13 protein-coding genes are annotated in these 11,933 nt (G+C 36.4%); 5 read left to right on the top strand and 8 right to left on the bottom strand.

The features are described 5' to 3' along the window. Positions 1–146: 146 nt before the first annotated feature. The 4 genes from HX129_RS12110 to HX129_RS12125 form a co-directional block, all read right to left on the bottom strand. Positions 147–1,592, bottom strand: a complete 1,446-nt coding sequence (locus tag HX129_RS12110) for an OmpP1/FadL family transporter (protein WP_286433220.1) — start codon at positions 1,590–1,592, stop codon at positions 147–149. Positions 1,593–2,104: 512 nt separating this feature from the next. Continuing rightward, the gene (locus HX129_RS12115; protein ID WP_286433219.1) at positions 2,105–2,962 is read right to left on the bottom strand and encodes a hypothetical protein; all 858 of its coding nucleotides are present in this window, start codon (positions 2,960–2,962) and stop codon (positions 2,105–2,107) included. A 21-nt stretch (positions 2,963–2,983) separates the two neighbouring features. Next, positions 2,984–3,592 (bottom strand): Maf family protein, encoded by a 609-nt coding sequence (locus HX129_RS12120; RefSeq protein WP_130073750.1) that lies wholly within the window; start codon positions 3,590–3,592, stop codon positions 2,984–2,986. Between the two features lie 5 nt (positions 3,593–3,597). Continuing rightward, positions 3,598–3,981 (bottom strand): DUF2237 family protein, encoded by a 384-nt coding sequence (locus tag HX129_RS12125; RefSeq protein ID WP_286436204.1) that lies wholly within the window; start codon positions 3,979–3,981, stop codon positions 3,598–3,600. A 138-nt stretch (positions 3,982–4,119) separates the two neighbouring features. On the opposite strand from HX129_RS12125, the gene HX129_RS12130 reads away from it, so the two are divergent. The 5 genes from HX129_RS12130 (at position 4,120) to HX129_RS12150 (ending at position 8,562) form a co-directional block, all read left to right on the top strand. Then, positions 4,120–5,307: a phosphoglycerate kinase gene (locus tag HX129_RS12130; protein ID WP_180045406.1), complete on the top strand. Its 1,188-nt coding sequence runs from the start codon at positions 4,120–4,122 to the stop codon at positions 5,305–5,307. Between the two features lie 138 nt (positions 5,308–5,445). Continuing rightward, positions 5,446–5,730, top strand: coding sequence for a hypothetical protein (locus HX129_RS12135; RefSeq protein WP_130073747.1), 285 nt, complete (start codon positions 5,446–5,448; stop codon positions 5,728–5,730). 130 nt (positions 5,731–5,860) lie between these two features. Next, positions 5,861–6,898 carry a class II fructose-bisphosphate aldolase gene (gene fba, locus HX129_RS12140; protein WP_174492817.1) on the top strand — a complete coding sequence of 346 codons (1,038 nt, stop codon included), beginning with the start codon at positions 5,861–5,863 and terminating at the stop codon, positions 6,896–6,898. Between the two features lie 83 nt (positions 6,899–6,981). After that, positions 6,982–7,833 carry an EamA family transporter gene (locus HX129_RS12145; protein WP_286433218.1) on the top strand — a complete coding sequence of 284 codons (852 nt, stop codon included), beginning with the start codon at positions 6,982–6,984 and terminating at the stop codon, positions 7,831–7,833. A 126-nt stretch (positions 7,834–7,959) separates the two neighbouring features. Further along, positions 7,960–8,562, top strand: a complete 603-nt coding sequence (locus HX129_RS12150; protein WP_286433217.1) for a GNAT family N-acetyltransferase — start codon at positions 7,960–7,962, stop codon at positions 8,560–8,562. A 25-nt stretch (positions 8,563–8,587) separates the two neighbouring features. On the opposite strand, the gene HX129_RS12155 is transcribed toward HX129_RS12150, so the two are convergent. From HX129_RS12155 to HX129_RS12170, 4 genes are all read right to left on the bottom strand, one after another. Next, positions 8,588–9,142 carry a CbrC family protein gene (locus tag HX129_RS12155; RefSeq protein WP_286433216.1) on the bottom strand — a complete coding sequence of 185 codons (555 nt, stop codon included), beginning with the start codon at positions 9,140–9,142 and terminating at the stop codon, positions 8,588–8,590. A gap of 43 nt (positions 9,143–9,185) precedes the next feature. Then, positions 9,186–10,226: an AlbA family DNA-binding domain-containing protein gene (locus HX129_RS12160; RefSeq protein ID WP_286436205.1), complete on the bottom strand. Its 1,041-nt coding sequence runs from the start codon at positions 10,224–10,226 to the stop codon at positions 9,186–9,188. A 211-nt stretch (positions 10,227–10,437) separates the two neighbouring features. Beyond that, on the bottom strand, positions 10,438–11,037 hold the full coding sequence (locus HX129_RS12165) for a hypothetical protein (RefSeq protein ID WP_286435178.1): 600 nt from the start codon (positions 11,035–11,037) through the stop codon (positions 10,438–10,440). Positions 11,038–11,197: 160 nt separating this feature from the next. Continuing rightward, positions 11,198–11,845: an A1S_1983 family putative colistin resistance protein gene (locus tag HX129_RS12170; RefSeq protein WP_286435177.1), complete on the bottom strand. Its 648-nt coding sequence runs from the start codon at positions 11,843–11,845 to the stop codon at positions 11,198–11,200. Positions 11,846–11,933 lie beyond the last annotated feature (88 nt).

The following is an 11,933-nucleotide window of genomic DNA, read 5'->3' on the forward strand; positions in this document are numbered from 1 at the left end:
ACTAAGATTAATATATGACAGTTATGTTACATTATTCAATATAAAAAAATATTTTATTATTTGGTTTAAAATTGTACAGATAAGGCATAAAAACCTACCTGTACAATGGTGAAAAGTGCAATAAATTAGGCTTGCAGACTATTTCATTAGAAACGGTGATTTATTTGTAAACCAACAGTATGTGCTTTATTTTGATATTCTGCTGAATAGCTAGCAGTCGCTTTTTCTTGATGCACACGTGCTGTATTTTCAAAGATGTACATATAGCCTGCATCAATTGATGTATTTGCTGTGGCATTGTAGGTTGCACCCACACTGATTAAATGACGATTACCCAAAGGTAAACGTACAGTACGATGTGCTGTATCTACAGGTGTTTGGTCGTAGGCATAACCTGCACGTAGTTTCCACTGAGGATTGAGCGTGTATTCAGTACCCACATTAAACATCCAATTGTCTTTGAACTTTAACGCTTCATCATGTTGACCACTTAATTGGGCATTGACCATTTGCTTAATACCTGCAATTTCTTGTGGGCTTAATTTGCCTGATACCGCCATTTGTCCCAATAATCCCGCCAATTGGCTATTTTGTGCTAATAATAAATCGGCATTAAAACCTGTTTCAGGGCTTAATGTCCCTAAACGGCTCCAACGTGTCCATGTTGCACTTGCTAATAGATTTAAATTAGGTGTTGCTTGATAAGAAACGGACAATTCAGCACTTTCAGGCGTTGTCACTTTGAGTGAGGCATCATATGAGGTCATATTTAAGTTATTCAGCGCAGGTAACTTAGACAGGTCAATGCCTTTTTGGCTCAACAATGCCGCAGCTTGAGGATTTGCCAATAAAGCTAAAGGATTTAAATCTTGAATATAAGCAGTATCTTTGAGTTTAAATTCGACTTTAGAATGATACGTTAAGCCTACATGTGTTTTGTCGGTCGGACGGAGCAAAACACCCACATTATAGCCACCCGCGAAATCTTCCCCTTTGAGACCTGTGCGATCACTTGCACCTGTCAAACTTTGGTTAATTTCACCATCCATACGGTTAATGGTTGCACCGACACCAACCGATACTTTGGGGTTAATTTCATAAGCAACAGTGGGTTGTAAGCTTACGACTTTAACTTTAGTTTTGTCCCCAAAGACAGAACCTTGAAAGCTAGATTCATAATTACTTGAGATCCCATAAGGGACATAAAGCCCAATCCCTGCAGATAAACCATCTACCAAATGATTTAAAGGAACAGATGCATAACTTGAACCTAAAACAACTTCAGGCACAAAGTCACCCTCATGAGTACCATTTTGTGCTAAACCTGAACCTTGTGAATTTTTAATATCTGAATAGGCTTTTACAAAAGTCACATTTTGGCTGATTTCTGCATGTTCTAATTGGGTGATGCCGGCAGGGTTACCGTAAAGAATCGAAGCATCTTGTACATGCGCTCCACGTCCTGCATAAGCTGAGCCCATTGCAGAAATACTTTGTTCATTTACACCATAACCTTGTGCAAATGTAGGGGAGACTGAACCTGCACTGATCAGCGCAAGCGCGACAGTGATGAATTTAGGTTGCATACGCATGTGGTTTTTCATCCAAGAATTATCATTAACAAATGAGTAAATCATCCAAAAACAGATTAATTACTCTAAAAACAGCAGGCGTTGTAACATAATGAAATATGTTGGACAATTCTCATAAAATAACCAAAATGCATCATTTCTCGTAAAAAGTATATAAACTAAAAATGAATCAATAGCTTGTGTTCAACGATTTGAATGCAGAATAAATTTTATTTGTTTAAAAATTGGTAGAGTAATTATTCTAAAAAACATTGACTTACTTCTATTCTTTTATTAATTTTTTAAAAAAGAAGCCTTTTATCGCACGATGAAAAAACTGAGCATACATGCGCGGGATGAAAATAGGCGATTGGAGTTGATCACTCCGTCATGTTCGATCGCTACATGTAAAGTTGATTTAAGTGATCTAATCTTAATATTTTGTATACATTAAAATGTAGCCTTAAGTTTTATCTGGTGATAGCGAGATTGCAAATAAATTCGTAAAGTCATCATGAACGTGTATATCACCATCAAAGACTGCGCACATAGTCTACGATTTTAGATGCAAACAGATGTTCCTGTTTTTCGATTTGTTGTGAAATTTCACCAACATCATTCATTTCATCTATATTTAGACTTGCATTCAAAACTGCGTTTAAGTTCATTTTTTCGGCAGATTGAGTGGCTTGAATTTCTAAATCGATGATGTGCTTTAATTCCTCTACATGGGTTTTAAAGCCGCGTAGCATCTCTAATTCTGTACGTGTAATTTTTTGAATAAATTGTTGTTGTAACTTAATTTTATTTTGTTGATTTGCTTGTTTAAATAGGCTGCTAAAGGATTGATTTAAAGTATTTCTTTTCTGTTCTATATCACGTTTAAGCTGTTTGTAATGAATCCAATCCGTGACATATTCAGGTGGGTTTTGTTGTTGAATAAAATGAAATACTTGTGCTTCAAGGTTTGAGTTTAATGCACTGATTTTTTCTAGTTTAGTGCTTATTTCACTATCGTCAGTATTGTGCTTGTCATCTACAGCCTTGATTTCACTGTGTAGTACATCTAACCATAATTTTTGAATTTCAATGAATTCTGGGGTATGTGGATGTAAAGCTTCAAGCATTTTCACTAAGATTTTATTTTGTTGCTGACCGTCTATTTTCATTTGCGCATAGCGTTCATCAAGATCATCAATGCTCGAGGTTTCAAATTTTTTTTGATATTCCTCATTCACTTTTGTAGCTTGAGATGCAAATTTTTGATATGCGAGCCAATCATCTACTATGTTGAGCTGTTGCTGCGTATGTGGCGTTGCAATGTTAGGTTCAGCCATAATCAACTGCGGATCGCTTAAAAGCAAGACTGCGCTCAGCATATATTTCTTCATATGAATGTCCTTATTGTTGAATTAGGGAAGATGGCGTCCTAAGCTTCTTAAAATGTGGCATAACTGAATCATGGGCATGCCCATTAACGTGGTTTGATCTTGACCAATCATCTGTTCAAATAACGAAATGCCCAAACTTTCACACTTAAAGCTACCTGCACAATGCAAGGGTTGGTCTATTTCGATATAACGTTGAATTTCTGCAAGGCTTAATTCACGAAACTTGACATGATAATGTTCCACCAAAGTTTGTTCAAAACCTGATGCTGCATGTTGCACACTGAGCGCTGTACTGAAATAGACATTTTTACCAGCATTTGCTTGCAGTTGTTGAATGGCTTTTTCTACAGTTAAAGGCTTACCGATAAAATCCTGTGGCGCATGCTCACGCCAAGCGACTTGGTCAGAACCAATGACAATGGCGTTCGGATGATCTTTGGCAATTACTTGCGCTTTTTCAAAAGCAAGCCGTTTTGCCAGATCATCGGCATGGATTTCACCACGCGGTGATTCATCAATCTCAGGGGAGATACAGTGATACTCAAGTCGCAAACGGTTCATTAAGTCTTGTCGTGTTTGACTTGAGGATGCCAAGATAATTTGGGCATGTTGTAGCTTAAAATCAGACATAAAAATTAAATCGCATATTCCATTAATACATCTAAAGGCACATGAGCTAAAACGGCTTGATGACATGCTTCGGCTTTAACACGTGGTGCTTGCCCATCTTGATAAGCCTGTACCCAACGTGTCACACATAAACACCAAAAATCACCCGGTTGTAAACCCGGAAAACCATGTTCAAGGAGTGGGGTAATGAGGTCATTGCCCATTTTTTGTGAATAGCTGAGAAATTCAGACGTCATTTCCGCACAAACCGTATGCTGCCCTAAATCAGTTGTTGCTGTATGGCAAAAACCATTGCGGAAATAACCTGTGATTGGGGAAAAGCAACAGCTCGCCAAAGGCTGACCAAAGACATTTAAACCATTAATTTTAGGATCAGGATGAAAAGACATAAGCAGTTAAATATTTGAAGTTTGCCTTATAATAATCAAATCTCAACATTTCTACAGCTTTTCTACAAAAGTCGCTAACCTTTTTTTGCGTAATCATTTAGAATCAGTGCGATTTTTAATATCTAAAAAGAGAGCTATATGAATTTTCAGCGTATGACTGACCTTGATTTAACGGGCAAACGTGTTCTGATTCGTGAAGATTTGAATGTACCTGTTAAAAATGGTGTGATTACTAGCGATGCACGTTTACGTGCAGCTTTACCGACAATCAAACTTGCACTTGAAAAAGGTGCTGCGGTAATGGTGTATTCACATTTAGGTCGTCCTGTTGAAGGTGAGCCAAAACCTGAACAATCTTTAGCACCTGTTGCAGCATATTTAACTGAGGCTTTGGGGCAAGAAGTTAAATTATTTACAGACTATTTAGAGGGTGTTGAGGTGGCAGCAGGTCAAGTGGTTTTACTTGAAAACTGTCGTTTCAACGCAGGTGAAAAGAAAAATAATCCTGAACTTGCTCAAAAATATGCAGCGCTTTGTGATGTATTTGTGATGGATGCATTTGGTACAGCACACCGTGCAGAAGCTTCAACTGAAGGTGTTGCCCGTTTAGCAAAAGTTGCAGCAGCAGGACCTTTATTGGCTGCTGAATTAGATGCTCTAGGTCGTGCATTGCAAACACCTGAAAAACCAATGGTGGCAATCGTTGCAGGTTCTAAAGTATCCACTAAACTTGATGTGTTAACGTCACTTTCTGATATTTGTGATCAATTGATTGTGGGTGGTGGTATTGCCAATACTTTCCTTGCTGCGGCAGGTTTCAATGTGGGTAAATCATTGTGTGAAAATGATTTGATTGATACGGCAAAAGCGATTGCAGCAAAAGTTTCTGTTCCACTTCCAACTGATGTTGTGGTTGCGGATGCGTCAGAAATTAACTTTGATGATTTCTTAGGTTCATTGGCTGCTGCAAAAGCAGTTGTGAAAAAAGTTGAAGATGTTGCAGATAATGACATGATTTTAGATGTTGGTCCTGAAACAGCAAAAGCATTTGCAGAAATCTTAAAAACATCAAAAACAATCCTTTGGAATGGTCCTGTTGGTGTATTTGAAGTGGATCAATTCGGTGAAGGCACAAAAGCACTTTCATTGGCAATCGCTGAATCTGAAGGCTTCTCAATTGCAGGTGGTGGTGATACTTTAGCTGCGATTGACAAATATGAAGTTGCAGACAAAATTGGTTATATCTCTACAGGTGGTGGTGCATTCCTTGAGTTTGTAGAAGGTAAAACTCTTCCAGCGGTGGCAGTATTACTAGAACGTGCATAATATTCATGTAATATTTTGACCATAAAAGGGTTGGCTTTGGCTCACCCTTTTATTTTGTATTCACTTTTTAGTCATGAAAATGAAATATATCTGAAATAAACTGAGCGCTATTAAATCACCCGATGTGGAAAATACGTGATGAAATTTAAATTAGCACTTGCAACACTTCTAATTGCTCCACTTGCATTGACTGCATGTTCTAAACAAGAAAAAGCACCTGCTGCTGAACAAGGTACAGCATCTGCTGCTGTCGCAACTGATACAGCATCAGAAACAGTCACAGCAGAACAACAAGCTGCTATTGATGCATTGGATCAACCTGTTTTAGATGAAAAAAATACAGACGTTCCTGCTGAAAAAGCCAATGCACCTGCAGATGCAGCAACACCTGAAGCTGCGGAAGCACCTGCAAAAGCTCAATAATTTAAATCGCTTTGTTGTTATTTGTTAAAAGCCCCTGCATTTGCAGGGCTTTTTTTTGAAATAGTCAATATTGTTGCTGAATTGAAACAAATCACAGGGTAGAATATGCCACATTACCTGGGAGGATATTATGGCTCTTATTTCATTGCGCCAGCTCTTGGATCATGCCGGTGAACACAATTACGGCGTTCCAGCGTTTAACGTAAACAACTTAGAACAAATGCGTGCAATCATGTTAGCCGCAGATGAAACAAATTCACCTGTAATCGTGCAAGCTTCAGCAGGTGCGCGTAAATATGCAGGTGCTCCATTCTTACGTCACCTTATTTTGGCAGCGATTGAAGAATGGCCACATATTCCAGTGGTAATGCATCAAGACCATGGTACAGACCCTGATGTCTGTCAGCGTTCAATCCAATTGGGCTTTTCATCCGTAATGATGGACGGTTCTTTGGGTGCAGATGGTAAAACACCAACAACTTATGAATATAACGTTGATGTGACTCGTCGTACAGTTCAAATGGCACATGCATGTGGTGTTTCTGTTGAGGGTGAAATTGGTTGTTTGGGTAGCCTTGAAACAGGTATGGCGGGTGAAGAAGATGGCGTAGGCGCAGAAGGCGTACTTGACCATTCACAACTTCTCACTTCTGTTGAAGAAGCTCGTAGCTTTGTTGCCGATACGAATGTTGATGCGCTTGCAATTGCTGTAGGTACTTCACACGGTGCGTACAAATTTACACGTCCACCTACAGGCGACATTTTGGCAATTGACCGTATTAAAGAAATTCATGCGGCACTTCCAAATACACACCTTGTGATGCATGGTTCAAGCTCTGTGCCACAAGAATGGTTGGCTGTGATTAACCAATATGGCGGCGACATCAAAGAAACTTATGGTGTTCCTGTTGAACAATTGGTTGAAGCGATCAAACACGGTGTACGTAAAATCAACATCGATACAGACTTACGTTTAGCATCTACAGGCGCAATGCGTCGCATGATGGCTGAACAACCAAGTGAATTTGACCCACGTAAATTCTTTGCAAAAACTGTAGATGCAATGAAACAAATCTGTGTAGACCGTTATACAGCATTTGGCACAGCAGGCAATGCAGACAAAATTCGTCCAATTTCTTTAGAGAAAATGGTTGAACGTTATAAATAATTCATATTGAATGATTTATAAAAAAAGCCCACTAAGTTTTAGTGGGCTTTTTATTGAATTAAACATGGGATGAAAGGATCGTAATGGAGCTTATTTTTTCAGCAGCCTTGTGTAGTGTACTGGTGTCGATCCTGCTTAAAATTGCAAAGAACAAAGGTTATGATGCCTTGCAAATGATCACATGGAATTATGCCATTGCCAGTGTGTTGGGTTATTTATGGTTTAAGCCTGATTTTGCCCATATTTCTATTGCACAAACGCCGTGGTGGTTGATTGTGGTATTGGGAATAGTGTTACCCAGTATTTTTCTATGTCTTGCTAAATCGTTACATACTGCCGGCATTCTTAAAACTGAAATCGCACAGCGTTTATCGGTAGTTTTATCTTTATTTGCCGCATATTTTTTCTTTCAAGAACAATTTAACCTGTTAAAAATCATCGGTGTTGTACTTGGGATTGGGGCAGTATTGTGCTTGATTGTTTCAAAAGCTACATCAGATGTATCGCCAACCACTAAGCAGGGCATATTTTATCTGCTTAGTGTATGGATGGGCTATGCCTTAGTCGATATCTTACTGAAATATACAAGTAGTTTAGGTTTACAGTTTGCAGTCACTTTAAACTTGATGTTTATCTTTGCATTTGTCTGTTCAGTACTTTATTTGCTGTTTAAAAAAGCACAATGGCAAACAAAAAATATTTTGGGTGGGGCAGTTTTAGGGATCTTGAACTTTGCCAATATTGCACTTTATGTCAAAGCACACATTATGTTGAAAGATTCTCCTGCGGTTGTATTTGCAGGGATGAATATTTTGGTGGTGTTATTTGGTGTGATTGCAGGGTTATTGATTTTTAAAGAAAAATTAAAAGGACTGACAGTATTGGGTTTGATTTTTGGTTTAGTCGGTGTGGTATGTTTGGCTTTAGCGATTTAAAGAATTACATTTAAATCATGTAAATGTTTTGCAATACAGTCATAGAAATATCATTTTATCATCATAAAAATTTAAACCACATAGCGGAAAATAGGCGAGAGCTTTCTTTACAATGGTGTGTGTGCCATGAACCAAGATCTATTTTCTACACTCTATGCGTCACTTTATCAAAATCAAGTACAGCTCATTCCTCTACGTGAGGAACATGAGCAGGCGTTGATCGAGGTGAGTCAAGATGGTCGGTTATGGGAACTACACTATACTTCGGCACCACATTATTTAGAAATGAAGGCATATATAGAAAAAGCTTTAATTCAAAAAGCTCAAGGCTTGCGTATTCCTTTTGTGGTGATGGATCAGCGTGCAGGTCGAATTGTAGGAACAACCAGTTTTCGAGATTTTGATTGGGCTGTGCGCCGAGTAGAAATCGGTTATACGTGGTATGCACAATCTGTGCAACGTAGCCATATCAATACCAATTGTAAATTTTTACTTTTACAACATGCTTTTGAAGTTCTACAAGCAAATTCGGTGATTTTAAGAACGGACATTCTTAACCTAAAAAGCCAAAAAGCGATTGAACGAATTGGAGCAAAACGTGATGGCGTTTTACGTCAGGATGCTTTAAGAAAAGATGGTTCAATTCGAGATACGGTAATGTTTAGTATCGTGCGTGATGAGTGGGTAGAAGTGAAAAAACATGTGAACCAACTACTTACTAGAAAATAATCACAAAATAAAAAGCTTTGGTTTATTAACAACTGTCTAAATGCAAACGGTGTTTGCCACAGTGAATACATTGAAACAAATAAGCACTGAAATCACTGTCTATAGTTAAATGATGTTGTATCCATTCTAATGGAATATTTGAATTTTCAATATCTTCAAGAACTTCATGCAAAATGGGTTGTAATAATTTACTAGTAGCATAATTGATGAATTGACATGGTTCATCACAGTGTATAAGCCAAACTTGTTGTTGCCAACTGGCATAACTTGGTGTGCGATGACAGATTTGACCTACAAACTCATCTGTAATGGGGTATAAAACATTCACGATTTCATCGTCATCAATAAACTCGGTATTTTCAATGCCCATATCATCATTAAATGACCCTTGATAAAGCTTCGCGGCTGCACCATTTTCAATACACCATGGGCAAATATAATCTGGTGTATCTATGCTATAAAAAGAGCAGTTGTATTTTAACTCTCGTTTTTCATGACAAATTGAGCAAATTCCATCTTCTTTTTCAAAGATATTTAGTATGTAAGCATTGGGATGGTACTTAAAGTGAGGATAATTCATGGTTTAATTCTTTGAATATAAATAGAATAATAGAAGTGTTGTATTAACAATAAAAAGCTTCTCGAAAACTGTCTATTAACTCAGGTGGCACACGGGTCGTTTGCCCATTAGTACGCATAAAAATTTCACCTTTATAATATAATGGTCGATCCGCTTTATGACATTTAAACACTAAAATGGTTTTTCCTTGTATTTGAATATCTTCAAGTGTCGAATAAATATTAGAAATTTTATGACTTTCATGCGCGAGTTTGTCAATCAAACTACGTTTCATCAAGTCTAAAGAATTATTAAAAAAATCCTGCATTTCTTGTTCTATTCCCACGATTTTTAAATCATCAGCAACCCCAATAAAGACATAACCATTTCGTGTATTCATAAATGCAAAACAAGCTTTAACCCAACGATCAGATTTACGATTGGTTAATAGGTCAGTAGTACGTTCTTTAAATTCAACGCATTGATTTTCTCCAAGATGAATTAAGTTGAGATAATAATCAATATGTGATTTTTGATGATAATGTTTAAGTATATTTTTAATTTTGTCTAAGGATGTATAAGCGACTACGGTTTCAAGATTGTGAATATTATGCCACAGGTCAATCATTTTGATTTTATGCTCAATACAAACATCTGAATCTGTTAAAAAATCAAAACTTTGATTTAAAACCTTTAAAATTTCATTATAGATCTCATGGCTATGGATCGGAATTGAGATTTTATTCAAGGTTTCTTTTAGTCGTTCAATTTTTTTATGAAACTCAAAAGGCTCTTGATAAAAACTTAAATATTTAAACTCATTTAAAATATGTTCATAGGGGCGGTGGAAAGAAGCAGGAAAAAGTTGTTTAGGTGGAGTGTCGATATATTTTTCTATTTTTTGAAAATAATATTTCAGTGTGGAATATTTTAAAGATTGATAAATATTAATTTCAAATTTTTCTGAAAGTTCTTTGGTGGTATAGGACTGAAAAAATAATAACGTTTGGATTTCTTTATAGCTATTGGGGTAGTCGTGCCAATGGGTTTCTAAAAACTCATTAAAGTTCTTAAATTTATTGGTGATATATGTGTTTAAATCCATCACACACCTTTTCCTTAACTGTATGGTGTTTTGTATTTTCAACAAATATGTCAACAGACTATTTATATCACCTTATGTATAAGTGATTTATATTTAGAAATAAAGATACGGTGTTATTTTGCATGCTAAAATTGTTAGAAAATATACCAAATATTTCAGTTTGGTGAATAAAGCGATTTATGATGTAGTTCATAAATAGCGGGGTAAAGTTTTAGCATTGCCATAAAAATTTGGCGGTTTTGCCTTTAGGGCAGTCAAATAAAAATGCAACTCCACCGCCACCGAAATTCATACTTGCAAGATATTCAGGACCTTCTTCTATTTGTGCGACAAAGCGCATAGGTTTTTGGCAACAATCACATTTAGGAGTATCATCTCCTTGAATCCAATCAGGTTGACCAAATAATTGACCTAAAATTTCTCTGCCACGACCTTGCCAATTTGCTCGTGCAGACTCATAAGAATCAGCATTGTCTTCTTTTAAAATCGCATTATATTCAGTTTTTCGTAGAGTATTTTCAGGGTTTTTAGGTGTAAATTGTTTTAAATCATCTAATTCAGAAATGATAATGACTTGATTTGCACCACCATCTGGATCTTCATCACCACACATGCCAGGATCATTTTCACACATAAAAATTAATTCTAGTCCAAGTTCGGTTTTGATTTTACCCAAGTAGCACATATGACCATGACATTGAGAACAAATTGGCCAGTCAAATTCTGTATTAGTGGGTTTTACAGGCAATCCACCAAAAGAGGTATCTGTCATTAAAGCTGTGGTAGGATTATAAATAAGTAATTGAATCATGATCTTAGCCTTAGTAATTATTAGAATTGGTTGTCTTATTTGTATCAATTCTATTGAATGTAGAAATAAATTCAGTAAAAAATGTTATTTAATAAGCAAATATTAAACACTAATATTTGTTGGGAATATAAATAAAATATTGATTTAATGTAAATTAATTTTAATCATACAAACGATAAACTCCAGTAAAACGTTCACACCCTTTTTGCTCTGTTTTGATTGTTAAAATCGCTTTTTGAAAACTCATTTGATATTTACAGTCATGTTCATTATCCACAATCTCATTTTTTTTATCGGGCGTCGTATAAGCAAGTAGGGGAATACTTTGTTTTTCTTTGTGATTATTTGGATTGCGATAAGCTAGTCCTTCAATTTTAATACGATCTTTGCTGAGCTGATGCACTTGAATATGAACAGGTTGTTTAGATATTTCCCCTTGTTCATATTTGATAAAGTGCTGCGTTAAACTTTGATTCATCGACGTATAAAAATTTAAATCTTCAAGGCGCAAATCGAATTGTTGTTTAAAACAGTCCGTATTTTTACATTGTTGAATCTGCTTAAACCACAATTGGTTGGTATCATCAATTAAACGGATGGGTGCATCTGTGACTAAATATGCGGTCAGATATTTTTCATTCAATTCATCACGCAATGTTTCAAATGTCGAACTACATATTTTTGTATTTTTGCTTGTCTGTGTTTGGTCGCATTGCACAGGAATGGCGTACACGGCAGCGCATATTCCATAAAGAAATAGACCTGAAATTAAGCTTTTAATAGGATTAAACTCTGTATTCAACAGCATGATCGCTTATACTTTCACAATGTTTGCATCCGTACTATACGAATTCGAAAGTACGAATACAAGATGATTTAACTTAAAAATCTGTATA

It is taken from the genome of Acinetobacter sp. 251-1 (genome assembly GCF_030329305.1).
Classification (GTDB): Bacteria; Pseudomonadota; Gammaproteobacteria; order Pseudomonadales; family Moraxellaceae; genus Acinetobacter; species Acinetobacter piscicola_A.